Raw genomic sequence first — 15,874 nt, forward strand, 5'->3', positions numbered from 1 at the left:
TGATCGCGTGACGACAATGCTGCAGGGCTGCATGGGTACACCGTAAGACCGTATGTCCGTCTTCGCGCCTGAGGTGGCTCGCCCTACACTGGTCTTCCGAGGGTTGCTCGGACGGGCCGAGCCGATCCTCATCACAGGAGGACGAGCCGTGGCAGATTATAGAGAAGCTTTTGTCGGAATCGATGTCGCCAAGCTGAAGAATGCGATTGCTGTTGCCGAATCTGGCCGGGACGGAGAGGTACGCTATTTCGGCGAGGTTGATGCATCCGATGTCAGCATGCGTCGCATAATTCAGCGAATAGCCGCGAAGTTTGATCACGTGCATTTCTGCTATGAAGCCGGCCCGACCGGTTATGGCCTCCATCGGCTGATCAAATCCCTTGGCCATGAATGCATGGTTGTCGCCCCGTCATTGATCCCGAGGAAGCCTGGCGACAGGGTGAAGACGAACCGTCGAGACGCGCTCGCGCTCGCCCGGCTATTGAGGGCCGGCGAGCTCACGGCAGTGTGGGTTCCCGACGAGGGCCATGAGGCTATGCGCGATCTTGTTCGTGCTCGAGCTGCTGCGGTCGAGACATTACGGGTTCATCGGCAACAGGTAAGTGCCTTTATGCTCAAGCATAGTCGCATCTATCCACGCAAGAAGGGCTGGACGATGCGATATCTGTGCTGGCTGCAGGAGCAACAGTTCGATCACCCCGCGCATCAGATCGCTTTGCAGGAAATGGTCGAGGCGGTGCGCCTCTCGAAGGAGCGCGTCGAACGACTGGACAAGGTGATTGAGGAGTTTATCCCCACTTGGTCTCTCGCGCCCGTCGTTCGAGCTCTACAGACGTTACGAGGGGTCGATTTGATCGTCGCCGTCACCTTCGCAACAGAGGTCGGTGACGTCACCCGATTTGAGAGCCCCCGCCAATTGATGGGCTATCTCGGCTTGGTTCCTGGTGAGCGATCAACGGGTGAGATAGTCAGACGGGGTTCAATCACCAAGGCAGGCAATGGGCGTGTTCGGCACATGCTGGTCGAGAGCGCCTGGACATATCGCCATCCGCCGAAGGTTGGCGCGAGGAAGCTGTACCGTATGGAGCAAGCGCCGCCGAAAGTGCGGGAGATAGCATGGAAGGCTCAGAGCCGGTTGACGGCTCGTTATCGAATGCTGACCGGACGAGGAAAGCGAACGACGGTGGTTTGTACCGCCATTGCCCGCGAGTTGAGTGGCTTCATGTGGGCCGTTGCAAGGGAGGCGCAGTCGATCAGATCGTAGATCGCCGCATCGAACTTGCATCTCGCGCATGGGCGGGGGCGGAACAACGGCAGGGGAACACCCGTCAGACGCTTTGTGGCCGGCATTCGACCGACGCCCGCAGTAAGATCGGAATAGCCCCGGACGCACAATCGGGAATGCGGTAGCCAACCCGCGCATCAGAGCTTGATCACCGACGTCCTTGAGTTCCGCCTCCACCCATACGCGATCATCATCATGAACAGCCGTTTCTCCGGAACGGTAGCTTCCTCGCGCCCAACGCATTGACAACGGACATCAGAGCGGTGTCCTGAGCCCACCTTGTCGCCACAGTCTAATCTGTAATCGATATTCCATGGACAAGCGACAAGGCGTTTTCCATGGGTGCCTTACTGGCTGTTCTGACGACGCTACTGAACATTGGCCTATGATTTTGATCGTCGCCCAAAATGCTGCTTTGTTCCCGCCCTACCATCCGGCGGGGCTGGACGCCCTTCTTCTGAGAAAGGTGGCAGATCACGTCGCGGCATGAACGTTGAGAACATGACCTGAGACCCACTTTCCCTCCAGTTTTCGGGAGAGTCTTGGGTTTTTAATCTGGCCTCATGCGGCCTGTTTTTCCATAGCCATTTTCATTGCGAACTCGCTGGGGGTGATATTGCCCAGCGACGAGTGGGGTCTGCTCCTGTTGTAATCCTCCTTCCATGCGTTGATGGCGGCTCGGGCCTGAGTGAGCGACGAGAACAGGGTCTCGTTGAGGCACTCGTCACGGAAGCTGCCGTTGAAGCTTTCGACGAAGCCGTTCTGCATCGGCTTGCCTGGGGCGATGTAGTGCCATTCGACCTTTGCTTCCTGGCACCATTTGAGGATGGCCATACTGGTCATCTCCGTGCCGTTGTCCGAGACAATCGTCCTCGGCTTTCCCCGTCTGGCGATGAGACTATCCAGTTCGCGGGCAAGCCGTGCCCCCGACAGGGATGTGTCGGCGACCAGGCACAGGCATTCACGGGTGAAGTCGTCGACCACCGCCAGAACACGGAACCGGCGGCCGTCGGTGAAGGCATCGCTGACGAAGTCCAGGCTCCAGCGCTCGCCCGGACGCGACGGCAGAGCCAAAGGACGTCTCGTCCCCAAGGCCCGCTTTCGGCCGCCGCGCTTGCGCACCGTCAGCTTTTCCTCCCGATAGAGACGTCGAAGCTTCTTCAGGTTCATGACGATCCCCTGCCGGTCGAGCATCACGTGGATACGGCGATAGCCGAAGCGACGACGCTCGGACGCCACCTTCTTCATCGCCTCGCGGATGGACGCATCGTCCGGCCGCACGCTCCGATATCGCATGCTCGAACGATCCACCGATAGAACCTCGCACGCCCGACGCTGGCTCACCCCGTGCTGCGCACAGACGTGAGCCACCGCATTCCGCTTCACATCGGGCGTCACCATTTTTTTGCAGCGACATCCTTCAGGATCGCATTGTCCAGCATGGCCTCGGCGAGCAGCTTCTTCAGCTTGGCGTTCTCGTCCTCGAGCGCCTTCAGCTTGCGGGCATCGGACACGTCCATGCCGCCGTACTTCGCCTTGTATTTGTAGAAGGTTGCATCCGAGATGCCGTGCCTGCGGCAGACATCGACTGTCTTCGCGCCCGCCTCCTGCTCCTTCAATATTCCGATGATCTGTTCTTCCGTGAACCGTGAACGCTTCATTCGTCCGTCTCCTTGATGTGACGGACTCTACCAAATTCTGGAGGAAGTTCAGGGTCTCAGGTCAGCAGTTACATCTCGCACGACCGCTTTTGAAGGATTCTTGCCATCCGTCAGAGAGGTAGTGTTCGGAACGGCCCAACGCGTTTGGTCAATGCGCGAGGAAAACAGCGTTTACCGATCAACTTGATCGCGTGACGACAATGCTGCAGGGCTGCATGGGTACGCCGCCGCGGAAGGTCGAAGATCTTTTCGCATGCGGCCCGCTTGAGCCTGTCGGCCGTCTGGTGCCGATCTGTTCTCGCGCCGACCAGCCAGGCGCAGCGATCGCGCCTCCTGGGGCTCACGGCCGTGTCTTCACGCCTGAGGTTCAGGCTGCCTGGCCGCTGCCTCTTCGACCTGCACCATTTCCGGTGCAGTTGCCCTGAGCATCAGCATCGCAGCGGTGTCTGAAGATCGCCCAGCGTTTGGCTAAGCGAACCAACTACGCCCCCTCGGCAAGTGGTGCAGAGAGAGCACTCTCGGATCGGAGCGATCCCGACTGTAACCGGGATGACAGGCGGGATCGATAAAATCCTGAGTCCCATGTAGCCTGCGAAGATTTTCTTTCTCCATCTCGAACCTCGCGCGACGGTCGCCGGATTTGTCGGATCCGCGCGAAACGGATTCGTGATGAATCAGGCAAGCGAAGGGTGTCCACACGATCCGGTAGCCAGCCTTGTAAGCCCGACAACAATAATCTACGTCGTTATAGGCAACGGCGAAGTTTTCTTCATCCCAGCGCCCGATCTCCTGTGCACATTCTCTGGTGATCAGCATGACGGCGCCGGTAACGCATGCCATCGAGTTACGCAGGTGAAGTCGATTCATCGGGCCTCCGAACGTCTCCGGCTTATTCAGATACCAGTGACCGGCCAACCCCCCGAAACCGACAATCACGCCCGCGTGCTGAAGTTTCCTATCCGGGTAGAGAAGCTTTGCCCCAACAATACCCACGTTTTCGAAATTTAGGCACTGCACCATTTCATCGAGCCAGTCGCTACTGATGATCTCGACATCATTGTTCAAGAGGAGGAAATGGTCACCGCCTGCACGCGCCATTCCTTCATTGATCGCCCGAGAGAAGTTGAAGGGAGCAGCATTCACATGAAATTGGAAAGTGGGATAGCGACGAGCATATTCTTCGTAGAGTTCGATCGTGGCGGCCTCTGTCGTGCCGTTGTCGATGATGATCACCTCGTGATTGGAGTAGTCTGTGTCTTCATAGATCCCCCGCAGAAGGGTTGAGATCAGGTTATATGAATCTTTGTTGGGAATGATGATCGAAATCTTCGGAGGGCTCACGGTAGCTTCATTCCGAAAGTTTACTCGATGAAGGGTTTCAGTCAGTGCCGGAAGAACCGAATTTGACTTGCGTTTTCGTTCGAAGTGTTCCTGCAAAGCACGGCGTGCATTTTCAGTCGCCTTCTCCAGATATCTCCGCGAATACGTCTCGCCGTTGCGCCGCCACCAATAGGCAGGATAGGGAATATGGAGAATCTCTGAGTCTTTCAAACCATCCAGATAGCGCAGCAGGAGGTCGTAATCCTGCGAGCCATCAAAGTTCAGGCGAATAAACCCTAAGTCATTCAACCGCTCGCGGCGGTAGATGGAGAAGTGGTTGATGTAGTTTACCCCAGACAGGAGAACGGGATCATAGGCAGGTTTTAGCAGAAGGCCGGTCGGTTTGAGAACATCGTTGACGACGAGCTCGTCGGTGTAGAAAAAGCCGGCATTGGGTGACGTGTCTATCGCCTGACGAATGACCTTCAGCCCATGCGGTGCGATGACGTCATCATGATCCAGGAAAGTGACCCACTCGCCCTTGGCTATAGCAAGGCCTGCATTGGTGGCATGCGCGATCCCGCCATTGACCCTGTTGAGGAGGCAGTTGACGCGCGGATCGTGTTTGCGCACTGCATACCAGCCGAGCGTCTCCTCCGACGTTGAGCCGTCGTCCGACAGGATAAGTTCAGTTCCGGCGATATCCTGCTGTAGAAACGAGGCCACCAGCTCGTTCAAATATCGTGCCGGAGCGTTGTAAACGGGCACAACAATGCTAATCCATATGTGATCCGGCGACGTTGCCGTCGTTAGCGAAATCTCGCCTGCCAGATCGGCTGCCTTCTCAATATAGGCCTGTAAGGCATTGTTCTTTCGCCGAAATGACAAAGCTGGCAACTTCTTCCAGAAGCGCGGCTGCTTGGCAAGATACACACATTTCAGACCCCGAGATCGACTCTTCTGTTCTAAAACATGGCGGTCGATAGCGGCCCTCGTGTCAAATTCCTCAATTCTCATGGAGAAGCGGCAAGGTTCGATTGCCGGGTCAAGGCGCAAGGTCCCGATGGTTCCGAAACGTCCGATATCCGCGATGACGAGGATGTCGCTACTGCGACCGACCTCCTGGCTATCCTCTTCGCGAAAGCCGTGCCCTTTGTTGACGTAGATCTTTGGTTCGATCTCGCCGTCACAGGCCGTCAGGCGGATGGCTAGGAACCGCTTGCGGATAAATGGAAAGCGGACGAGAAAAAACGGGTCGTCACCTTCTGCCAGCCAAAGGGAAGGATTGGCAGCGTCGGCAGACAGCTCATTCTGTGCAATGATTTCAAGCACTAGAGCTACTTTCCTTCCAAAACGACGCGGCGGACGCTTCGCTCCAACACCAGACCGATGCACAGAGCTCCAAGTCCGAACGACAAGAGATAGTACTTGTCGAGTACAGAGCTGTTGTAGGTCGGGAAGAAGGCCGACCGCATCCATTCGACGGCTTGCAGGGCCGGATTCCAGGAAAGTGCATATGCAGCTTGACTCGGGAGAACAGAGACCACGAAAAGCGTACCTGAAGTAATATAGACTAGGACAAGCGTCAAAGCATAAACTGTCGCAAAAAACGTGAACATAGAAGTGATAACACCCACCAACACCCCCACTCCGATGGCTAGCAGGATGGTCGACAGGAACGCAAATGTGGCCTGTTCCCAATCATGAGGGAACGGGCTATCGCCGAGAGCAAGCAAGATGGTGAAGGTCAGGAAGACCATCAAGAAAGCCGCAATAACCTCCAGGAACGCACGCGCAAACAGGATATCGAGCACTTTCACGGCCGGTATTGCCAACATCGGACGGTTGAGCACGATCGACAGTGCCATGAATCGCGACACATACATGAACGTGAGGCAAGGCAGGAGACCCGTTGCGAAAAACAGCCGCAAACTGTCTCCGAATGGAGCCTTTCGTCCTATGAACGTGTAGATCGACAATAGAACAAACATATGGGCAAGCGGCCAGAGCGGGACGAGCAGAAAGCCTAGTCCATGATTGAAGAAGCGAGTCCTTACGTCACGCAGGATCACGGCCTGCATGACGTGCCCTTTCTGCTTCAAGGCGTAGCGTGTCGACCGGGGATCATGACCGGGATCATATTGTGTGATTGTTCGTATCATCAGACGTCAACCTTGCTTCTGGCCAATTTCAGGAGACCTGTCGATACCAGCCAAACGAACAAGCACCCAAGCGCTGTAAGGCCCATCGAAAGGCCGCGCCGAGGGTAAAGCGCGTCGTCAGGCAAGCTTGGAGGCAAGAAACTATCGAGATACATGAGTTGCTGTTTGCTGGCGAACTGCACCTGTTCGAACGTACGAATGCTTGCGGCGAACTGCTCCTCAGCAAGGCGGGTTTCGAACTTCAGGCCAGATAACTCTGCCGACACACTGGCCAGGTTTCCGACACCATCGCCCCCGGGGCTGGCGATCTGACGTTGAAGACCGTCTATCTGCGCTTGTTTGCTATCTATCTCTCGAGCGAGAATCTTCATCTGTGGCGCCGTGCTGGCTATGCTTTCAAGCTTCACAGTGTAGGATTGCTCCAGCGCGAGCTTCTCCTGTTGAAGGCTGGTGAGCAACGAAGAAAGCATCGCCGAGGCGCCTTCCACCGTTAGGACGCCGGTTTCGTTCTGTTGCGTGGCGACGCGTTCGCGCACCTCCCTCAATTTGTCCGTGGCCCGTTCAAGATTGACTTGAACAGACTTGGTAACATCCTGCCAGATACGTTCGCTGAGCTGATTGATCATTCTTTCGGACGCCGCGGTGATACCCGCGGCAATATCGCGAGCGTCTTCCGCCGAGAAGGCGTCCACAGTCACGGTAATGATGCCGCTGGAAGGGCTCACCGAGGTTCTGACCATCCGGTTCCAGTAATCAAGGAATTCCTCGTAGGCGACGTCTTGCCTCAACCGCGCCGCGAAATCTATGTCTGAACGTGAAAAACGCGAACGAATGTCTAAGCTTTTCTCAAGCTCCTCGAGAATTGTGCGACTGTGGATGAAGTTTATGACGATCTGCGTGTCCTGCGCGATCTTCGCCGATGGTAGTCCTGTGACTTTTCCAAGCTGGTCCTTGCCGATCGCTGGAGTCGACGTCCGCACAACGAAGCGGGTTTCCGACTGATACTGAGCTGATGCGATCAACCCGAAATAGAGAAAGGCGCTGATGACGGGCACGATCAACAAGAACACGGTGTTGAATACAAACATCCAGCGAAATACGCGATCAATGAGGCGCGGCCGGAGACCAACGGCTTTGTAGAGGTCGCTACGGTTCGATGTCGAGAAGCGAAGCTTCCGTGCTGTTGCCGACAACGCCCTTGTCGCCTGACGGCTCTTTTCGAGAGCCAATGACCTCGGCATGTCTTGATCAAGCTTCATCATGGTTTCGATTTGACCTTCCGACTCTCGAAATACGATCAGCGATTCAAGCGATAGTAGGTTTCGATTGCGTCCGCCACTTTATCATACAGCAGCATCTGACCGTCCACGAGCACTACTCCCTTGTCGCAATAGGCATCGATCGTCGGCATGCTGTGCGAAATCATGATTAAGTCCGCATGTTTACGACGGCTTTCGAAGGCGTCTTTGCACCGCTTCTGGAAGCGCGCGTCACCGACGGCCGTAATCTCATCGATGAGATAGCAATCAAACTCCACAGCCATAGAAAGCCCAAAAGCCAGACGCGCCATCATTCCTGATGAGTAGGTACGCACCGGCGCATTGATGTAGTCACCGAGCTCTGCGAAGTCCTCCACGAAACTGGACACGCGGCGGACGTCTTCACCATAGGCACGCGCAACGAAAGCGAGATTTTCCCGTCCCGACATTTGCGGATGAAATACCCCCGCAAAACCAAGCGGCCAGGAAACACGCAGATCTTTGACGATGCTTCCCGAGTTCGGTAGCGCCGACCCCGCGATCATCTTCATTGTCGTTGATTTTCCAGCTCCGTTTACCCCGAGCAGCGCATAGGAGTAGCCAGGCAAGAACTCCATATTGCAGTTGTCGAGGATCACCTTCTTGTGACCTTCGGTCTTGAAATGCTTGGAGACCTTCTTGAAACGGATCATCCCCGCCTCCTCAAAGCTTGTGATCCTCGATCGAAGCCCACAAAAGGGCTCCGGTACTCCAAAGCACCACAAGTGCCAGCAAGATCAACAGGGGTGTTGAAACCCTATGAGGATAAAGCGATTCTTCCGGCACGGTCGGCGGCACGAAAACGACTAAGTACAGGCTTTTCCTCATGGCTTCGGCCTGTGCCATTTCAAGGTTCTTTCGTGCCGCTTCGTAAAGGCTCTCGGCCACGCGGCGGTCAGTTTCAATGCGCGAGAAGCTCTGTATGACACTGGCTACACTCGCCGCTGAACCGGAATTTCCCGCCAATTCTTCCTTCAGCTTGTCAATCTGCTCTCCCAAACTCTGTGTTGCGAGTAGAAGCTGCTGGCGAACCGGCGAGGATTCAACATTCGATTCCTTCAAGACGAACAGGCGGGTCTCAAGTTCAAGCTTCTGGGCCAAAAGCGCGGACAACAGTGTTCCTGCCTCAGTGGCCCGGGCTTCGGGCGTCAAGAGGCCCGAAGCATTCTGAAACGATTTCATCGCCTCCAGCGCCGCACGGTAACGCTCAGCCGTTCTCTGCAACTCGGCCGCGAAACGAGCGATCATGTCGTGTTGCGCGCGCTCCGATAGCTCGTTGATCAGCGTTTCACTTTCCTCAATGATCGCCGAAGCCAAAGCTTTTGAGTCCTCGGGAGAAAACGTTCTGGCCTTAAGCGTGATGATACCTGAAGGGCCGTCCACGTAAGTCAACACCTGATTGACCCAGTATTTTAGGAAGCGCTCGTTCGACCTGGTCTCGTCGAAGCGAGACAGGAAATCGATATCGCTTCGAGTGAACATACGGCGGTAATCGATCTTCTTTTCCAGTCGTTCGAGAATTTCGGACGAGTGGATAAAGCTTGTGACGACAAATCCGTCCTGGGACGCGGCGTTCATGGAAACAACGTCACTGTCGAGCGAATCTTTGTTTTGGTCCTCAGCAAGAGAACGAACTGCGAAGCGGGCCTCGGCAATATATTGATCGGTTGCCATGAAGGCATAATAAAAGATGCTGGCAGCTACCGGCAAAATGACGACGGCGATGAAACTGATGAAAGCAAAAGGCATGCGCGAGCTTGTCTTCAAGCCGACTTGGTCCCCGTGCGTTGGTTCAGCCTCCAGCGAAACCACAGCTCGACTACTTCTTTGAACCGGGAAGGCTTGACGCGACAGTCTTCCGATTAGGCTGTAGCGCGGACGGAATGGCGGTTCGGATTCGCTTGGCCTGAACTTGTTCTCAGTCATCGTCCGACGTTCCGTTCGTCAACTCTTCTGCACGGCGGCATCATCGATCGCCTTGCGCACGTAGTAGTCGAGGATGAGATCATCCTCCAGATAGGCCTCGGCCACGGCAATGGTACGAAGCTCGGTGGCGAGCCGATTGACCGCGTCGCCTCGCTGAAGAATCGGTATTCTGTCTATATCAATGTTCAGCAGCTCGCCCAAGGACGAAGCGAATGAAAGTGTGTCATTAATATGCCCAATGACTTCTAGGCGAGAAATGATGTCCATAACGATGGCGATATCCCGTCGAGTTGACGGCTGTTCGGGATCTGCGCAGGCAAACTGCCGCGTAGTCGGAGACATCAGGACGGTTCGAACCCGCGGTGGCGCTCTCTTAAGCGCTTTCGCGACCGCGCCAGTGTCCTTGAAATTCAGGTCGCCGAAATAGGCGATGGCCGGAGACAGGGACATCAAGTCGCGCTCCCCGAGAAAAGGCGGTTTGGTCGTCGAACACAGCTTCAGCGTCATAAGACGGAGCGCCATCTCGTAGTAAGGTTCCGTCAGTAGCGCGACACCCGCAAACCCCTTGTCGAAAAAGTCCTGATGATTTCGCACCTGCAAGCGACCACTCAGATAAATCGACTCGAGCTTGTCGAGAAGGAAGACCTGCAGTGTTGTTTCATATCCATAGCGCTCTATGGAAGGAAGCGCGTACTGGAAGTGTTTCCTCATTTCTCGATCAAGCGCGGCATGAGGAACGAGTTGCGTCTCGATGCGCAAGATTTTCCGATTTATCTGTCGCGAAGGAAGCGGGCGACGATAGATCAAAAGTCCCGTTTTGGCATCCTGAATTACGAGCGTCGAGCGCACTTTCAGTCCGGGAACGTTCTGATTTGTCAGCTTAAAGCCGACCAGTCCCGTGTTGTGGCGCCCGCTTGCCACGACGGCGCTATGTAACTGATCACACTCAATTTCGGCGATCCGCCCCTCAGCATCAGAAACCAAGACGACTGGAACATCCGAAAATCCGTCGGGGATAAGATATCCCTCGACTAGATCTCCTATGTCGCGTTGAATGTTGAAAAGCAAGTCACGCCTGCATCGTTAGGGCATCCCGCTTTGCGAAGAGACAGAAGCAAGGACCGCCCCGGTGGCTAGGATCTTCCTGCGTGATGCTGATGTCACTGAAACCCAAGGCCCGAATCAGGTTGAGGATATCGTCACGGTGCATCCAGTAGTGTCGGTCCTTCATGCCGCCACAGAATTCTTTGGTCACGTTGGCGTTGAAATAGTGACGTTCGTAATAGCGAACAGGAACACCGGCAAAGGGCCGCGTCTCTATCTTGCCGTTAAACGCCTGACGGCGCGGATCGTCGGTCGGCATCGCCGTCTCGTCGAAATAGTGCGTCCATATGAAAAGCTGATCACATCGCCGGGTCAGTTGGGACAGAAAATGTCCGGGGTCAGCCATGTGATAAAGAACCCCGGAGGCTATGGCGAGATCGTAATGACGCTCTTCCGTCTCAAGCCACTTCAGCGCATCACCCAGATAGAAATGCGCACGGTCGATACCGAGGATCTCTTTCGTCACGAGACACCGCAGGAAACACTGCTTGTTGGCCTCGATAGCGTCAATGGAAGCCGGTCTATGGCTATTCAGCATATGGGTATGCATCCCTTCGAGCGGCCCAATCTCAAGGACCTTCCGGTCCTGGATCGAACCGGCCTGCTGCACCGCCCAGTCGATCCGCGGGTCCGCAAACAGCGCATGACTGCCGGCCTTCAGCTGGGTCGCGGCGGGGAATGCCGAATTCCATCCGGGGAGGATATCAACTGCGTTCTGATGGCTGGGTTTGTCGTTACAGTACTGGTCGAAGAAGGTGTCGGTCTCCTGCCGCCTCTGAGCGGAGTTACGATCGAAGATCTTCTCAAGAAACCGCATTGCACCTACCGCCAATCATCACGTATCGCTAGCGGAGCAAGTCTATAATGCCCCCTCTAGGCGAACGCAACCTGAATATCCATCGAAGGGTTGCGGCCTGCTGCTGGCCTTTGGAACCTCTGCGCCTTCGTCTTCTTCTCCTCCCCGGGGGGAGCGTGATCTGAGGATTCCGGCTCAAATTTGCTCAGCCTGACGGAGTCAGGCCACTTAATCATTTTGCCGTTTGAGAAGGGTGTGCCGAAGGCCAGACGCTAGTAACCTATCGCCTTATTCAGGGCCTCCGCCCAAACGGGTCCGGCGGTTTCCGGCGCTAGATGATGGTTCAACGGGTCGGAATGGCGGAAGACATCGCGGATCACGCCGGTCGCCGGATCAACGAAGGTGGCGCTAGGATCGACGAATGGCAGCCCTCGCTTGGTCGCTTCGGCACTTAGCAAGCTGTTGTATCGCAACGTCAGCGCAGTTCGATCTCGGATCGAGACAGAGATCTCCCTCCTCAAGTTTGCGATGGCTCCCCAGTTCTGACCATCCCTGATCGTCGGGACAGAAGCAGCGGTGATGATGACGGTTGGGTAGCCGGCGGCAAGAAGCTTATCGACGAGCGAGAAATAGGCGTCGATCGAGGCTGCCACTTGCGCGTTGATCGTCTCCCCGTACTTGTTGGCCCGCCACCAGATGACGAAGCCACAATCCACCTCGCCGAGATGGATGACGGGGATCGACTTAGGCCGAAGAGGAATCGCTGCTTCCTCGAAAATCTGCACAGCGTTGGTGAGGCTATTCGGGTTTCGCATACCGACAGCAGTTGCTCCGCCAACCGACACGAATTCGGCGTCTAACGAGAGCAACTTGTTCTCGCCCGCCCAGCGAATGGTCTGTACGTGGCTGTCGCCCAGGAAGAGCAAATTCACTTGCAAACCGTTCACCTTCCCTGCCCCAACCCTCACTTCGCTATCGTGAGTAGCAGAAGCGTGGGACGCCCAACAGAGCCTATTTGATTTCGATTGCGCTTCGGAAAGGGAGCCGGGCTCTAGCTCGCCATTCTCCGCACTTCGTTCAATTCGAGGTCCAGAATGATAAAGATGGCGCGGGCGAAAGTCGATCTTTTGTCGCCGAAAAAACTGTCCGGGAATTAGCGAAACCCGCATCGAAGCGATGCTCTGGCTCAGAAAAGGCTTCGGCCTCGCCGGCGGTTGGACCGTCAATGATCAGAACGATTGGCTCACGCACCTCTTCGGATTGCGGAAGGTTAAAAGCATAAAGGCTGGCACGATAGGGGTCATTCTGACTTGGAAGAAAGTTTGCAGCAGGCCCGTTTCGCGCATTGTCTCTCAATATCAGCAAAACCACAGGGAGTAATCAACAGCAGCCATGAGTTTAACGAGCCCTACTTTGTTCTGAGCGCCAGACGGCGGCACACCGCTACATGAGACGAATACCCATCTCGCCATGGACTTTACGACTCCTTGGGGATGGCATTCCTGCCGCTGCTGTACAATGTTGTCAGAAATAGGCGATTTACGCTATACTTGCGGAGCAGTGCTGATTTCCACTGATGCGTTGGATGCCCCTCCCATCGGCATCACATTGTGTCAAGATGGTGATGCGTTACGTCACCCACACAGGAGCAAGCATCTAACGCATCAGTGGAAATCAGCAGTGCTCGGCAAAGTTCAGCCTCTACCTACCATTTATATCTGTGGTTGTTTTGCCGTGCAAATAAAATGCAAAATATTACTAATAGTAGTATATCAAATACGTTATTAGCATTGCATTACCATTATATAGATAAAATGGACGATACTAAAATTTAGAGATATTCTGATCAGAGTGATAAAATATCATGTTCTATGAACGTAAGGAACAACGATCACTTTGTTGAAATTTATATTACAAAATAGATGATTCCACTACGATTGTGTTGAACGTAACAGCAGAAGCTATATACTAATTAGTATGTCATACTATTGACGTAGCATTATGAAGAATGATATTTTTCCACCCATCAATTTGCACATAAGGTAATTTCACACTTTTGTGAATGTCTAATTGATCTACAGTGACGAATCATGAGTCTTTCTATTCTTCATGAAATTTGTGATGCATACTGATACGAATAAGCCAGTTTTTATTTGCTTTGACTTTGGACCGTTTTTTCCATAAAGGATCCGCTTCATGGCTCGACCTGTCGAGCACAAAGAAGGGTTCAACAAATGGATCGCCAGCTTGTCGGTGTTTCCAGATTTATTAGTAGCGAGCCTTATGGAAAAGAAGCATCTATCTGACCTACGCTGTGTGGTGCTTGGCGGTGGAGGTTTTATCGGTACTCACTTGACTCGTCGCCTAAAAGGACGAGTGGCGGACCTGCGGGCGTTCGGCAGGCGCCAGAGTTTTCCAGAGGAGTTGCAAGGTATTAACTGGGTTACTGGCGATTTCAGCGAAAAATCGAAATTATCCTCTGCTTTGGAAGGCTGTGATACGGTATTCCATTTGGTAAACGCTACAACGCCGTCCAGCGCAAATGAGGATAAGGTGGCTGATGTCCAGCTGAATGTTGTGGCGTCTCTCGAATTACTAGAATTATGCAGACTGCATAATATTAAAAGGATAATATTCGCCTCATCCGGCGGAACTGTTTATGGAATTCCAAATTTTATACCCACGCCCGAAGAGAGCGAATGCTGGCCCATAACCTCTTATGGAATATCGAAGCTTTCAATTGAAAGATTTCTTCGGTTATACGAATATCTACACAATATTGAATACCGTGTATTGAGAATCTCTAACCCGTATGGGCCTCTTCAATTGGCTTCTAAGAATCAAGGTGTAATTGGTGCATTTCTTAGGCGCATGCAGGCTGGGCAACCTGTCGAGATCTGGGGCGATGGATCCGTTAAACGAGACTATATTTATGTTGGTGACGTAGTCGACGCTTTCGAAAAGGCTGCCTTGGACATGAGTTCCGAACGGATATTTAACATCGGAAGCGGTGTAGGTCGTTCTCTCAACGATGTGATTGATAGTTTAAGGCGGGCAACCGGGTTGCGCTGCGAGGTTGTAAATCGAGAAGGGCGGTTGGTAGATGTCCCAGTGAGTGTCCTTGACATTACCCGAGCTCGAGAAGTGATGGGCTGGGAACCAGCTACCAGTTTCGAACATGGACTACAAAAGACATACAAATGGCTCACTTCAAGTCGCAATATAATATAAATGTATGCCAATATAACTATTATTAGTTTAAGAGCCTGACTCGAAAAGAGTTCAATAGACATGGTACTTTGCGAGCCTTCGGGTGAGAATGCGGGTGTGGGCGATGAGCATCCAGGCTTCAGCGGAAGCGATTGATTTCTCCCAATCCTTGGCCAGTCGCCTGCATCTGCCAAGCCAGGCGAACCTACGCTCCACGACCCAGCGACGCGGCAGAACTTCAAAGTCTTTTTGCTTTGTCTGTTCGCTTGACGATCTGGAGCGTGAACTTCGCAACCTTGTGCAATGCGCCCCGCAGTGTCGGACCGGCATAACCGCCATCGACAAAGATGTGCCTGAGCCACGGCCAAGTGTCTGACGATGGCTTTGAGAGCCGCCGCGGCACCATCGCGGTCTTGAATGTCAGCACCGTGAACGACGAACCCCACCATCAAACCGAGCGTGACGGCGACGATGTGGCGCTTGCGGCCTTTGATTTTTTTGCCCGCGTCATAGCCCGCAATCCCTCCGCTTTCGGTCGTTTTGGCGCTCTGACTGTCGATCACCCCAGCCGTCGGCGAGGCTTCCTTTCCTTCCAGTTCTCGCGTCTCCATATCGAGGTGATGGTTGGTCCGCAGCCACAAGCCAGTCGTCCGCCATTCGTAGAAGTAACCCTGCACGGTTGAATAGGGTGGAAAATCCTTCGGCGGCATCCGCCATTGGCATCCGGTCGACGCGATATAAAGCAGTGCGTTCACAACCTCGCGCAATTCCGTCTTGCGCGGTCGACCGAGCCTGCGTGGCGTCGGCATGAACGGGGCGATCAACGACCACGCCCTGTCCGTCGGCCCTATTGGCGACGGGTGAAATCAGTCCAGCCCATTGCGGTCCCCATCGAATCTCAAGCAAATCCGAAGGAATCACAACTGGCTGATTTCACTCAATTCTTTCTCGGTCAGGCTCTTATACACTGCAGGTAATAGTAAAACGTGGGCAAGCGGCCAAATCGATACCAAAAGGAAACCGAATCCGTGATTGACGAATCTCGTACGCATGTCACGCAGCACCACCGCGCGCGTAGCGTTGTTTCTTCCTCTAAGAGAAAGAGCAAACGA

At 54.2% G+C, this 15,874-nt stretch carries 11 protein-coding genes and 2 pseudogenes; 3 read left to right on the top strand and 10 right to left on the bottom strand.

Annotation, left to right across the window (positions count from 1 at the left end):
• Positions 1–148 precede the first annotated feature (148 nt).
• Entirely contained in the window at positions 149–1,264 is a 1,116-nt protein-coding gene (locus AC07Y0_RS19550) for an IS110 family RNA-guided transposase (RefSeq protein WP_498675509.1), read from the top strand.
• Positions 1,265–1,846: 582 nt separating this feature from the next.
• On the opposite strand, the gene AC07Y0_RS19555 is transcribed toward AC07Y0_RS19550, so the two are convergent.
• The 9 genes from AC07Y0_RS19555 to AC07Y0_RS19595 all read right to left on the bottom strand — a co-directional run bounded on the left by AC07Y0_RS19555 (position 1,847) and on the right by AC07Y0_RS19595 (position 12,499).
• Positions 1,847–2,946 (bottom strand): IS3 family transposase gene (locus AC07Y0_RS19555; protein ID WP_498675171.1). Its coding sequence is split into 2 segments (ribosomal slippage): positions 1,847–2,694 and positions 2,694–2,946, totalling 1,101 coding nucleotides; the frame shifts between segments, so codons are not numbered across the junction.
• 468 nt (positions 2,947–3,414) lie between these two features.
• Positions 3,415–5,598 (bottom strand): glycosyltransferase family 2 protein, encoded by a 2,184-nt coding sequence (locus AC07Y0_RS19560; protein WP_498679351.1) that lies wholly within the window; start codon positions 5,596–5,598, stop codon positions 3,415–3,417.
• A 5-nt stretch (positions 5,599–5,603) separates the two neighbouring features.
• Positions 5,604–6,347 carry an ABC transporter permease gene (locus AC07Y0_RS19565; protein WP_498679352.1) on the bottom strand — a complete coding sequence of 248 codons (744 nt, stop codon included), beginning with the start codon at positions 6,345–6,347 and terminating at the stop codon, positions 5,604–5,606.
• Between the two features lie 80 nt (positions 6,348–6,427).
• On the bottom strand, positions 6,428–7,690 hold the full coding sequence (locus AC07Y0_RS19570; protein ID WP_498679353.1) for a KpsE/RkpR family capsule polysaccharide export protein: 1,263 nt from the start codon (positions 7,688–7,690) through the stop codon (positions 6,428–6,430).
• Positions 7,691–7,725: 35 nt separating this feature from the next.
• Entirely contained in the window at positions 7,726–8,379 is a 654-nt protein-coding gene (locus tag AC07Y0_RS19575) for an ABC transporter ATP-binding protein (RefSeq protein WP_498679354.1), read from the bottom strand.
• 10 nt (positions 8,380–8,389) lie between these two features.
• Positions 8,390–9,652 carry a KpsE/RkpR family capsule polysaccharide export protein gene (locus AC07Y0_RS19580; protein ID WP_498679355.1) on the bottom strand — a complete coding sequence of 421 codons (1,263 nt, stop codon included), beginning with the start codon at positions 9,650–9,652 and terminating at the stop codon, positions 8,390–8,392.
• An 18-nt stretch (positions 9,653–9,670) separates the two neighbouring features.
• The gene (locus AC07Y0_RS19585) at positions 9,671–10,720 is read right to left on the bottom strand and encodes a hypothetical protein (protein WP_498679356.1); all 1,050 of its coding nucleotides are present in this window, start codon (positions 10,718–10,720) and stop codon (positions 9,671–9,673) included.
• A gap of 1 nt (position 10,721) precedes the next feature.
• Entirely contained in the window at positions 10,722–11,573 is an 852-nt protein-coding gene (locus tag AC07Y0_RS19590) for a class I SAM-dependent methyltransferase (RefSeq protein WP_498679357.1), read from the bottom strand.
• 251 nt (positions 11,574–11,824) lie between these two features.
• Complete coding sequence (locus tag AC07Y0_RS19595) at positions 11,825–12,499, bottom strand: SGNH/GDSL hydrolase family protein (RefSeq protein WP_498679358.1); 675 nt, start codon at positions 12,497–12,499, stop codon at positions 11,825–11,827.
• A gap of 223 nt (positions 12,500–12,722) precedes the next feature.
• Here AC07Y0_RS19595 and AC07Y0_RS19600 point away from each other — a divergent pair.
• Positions 12,723–12,824 (top strand): annotated as a pseudogene (locus AC07Y0_RS19600) (IS6 family transposase); the annotation flags it as partial.
• A 924-nt stretch (positions 12,825–13,748) separates the two neighbouring features.
• Positions 13,749–14,783, top strand: a complete 1,035-nt coding sequence (locus AC07Y0_RS19605) for an NAD-dependent epimerase/dehydratase family protein (RefSeq protein ID WP_498679359.1) — start codon at positions 13,749–13,751, stop codon at positions 14,781–14,783.
• 51 nt (positions 14,784–14,834) lie between these two features.
• Here the strand turns inward: AC07Y0_RS19605 and AC07Y0_RS19610 are convergent.
• Positions 14,835–15,642 (bottom strand): annotated as a pseudogene (locus AC07Y0_RS19610) (IS5 family transposase).
• Positions 15,643–15,874: the final 232 nt, after the last annotated feature.

Source organism: Allorhizobium sp. GW101-3B10, from assembly GCF_059424725.1.

Coding starts and splice junctions, on each gene's coding strand:
- AC07Y0_RS19580 (WP_498679355.1), bottom strand. CDS start 9,652: ATGACTGAGAACAAGTTCAGGCCAAGCGAATCCGAACCGCCATTCCGT.
- AC07Y0_RS19590 (WP_498679357.1), bottom strand. CDS start 11,573: ATGCGGTTTCTTGAGAAGATCTTCGATCGTAACTCCGCTCAGAGGCGG.
- AC07Y0_RS19575 (WP_498679354.1), bottom strand. CDS start 8,379: ATGATCCGTTTCAAGAAGGTCTCCAAGCATTTCAAGACCGAAGGTCAC.
- AC07Y0_RS19565 (WP_498679352.1), bottom strand. CDS start 6,347: ATGCAGGCCGTGATCCTGCGTGACGTAAGGACTCGCTTCTTCAATCAT.
- AC07Y0_RS19570 (WP_498679353.1), bottom strand. CDS start 7,690: ATGATGAAGCTTGATCAAGACATGCCGAGGTCATTGGCTCTCGAAAAG.
- AC07Y0_RS19605 (WP_498679359.1), top strand. CDS start 13,749: ATGGCTCGACCTGTCGAGCACAAAGAAGGGTTCAACAAATGGATCGCC.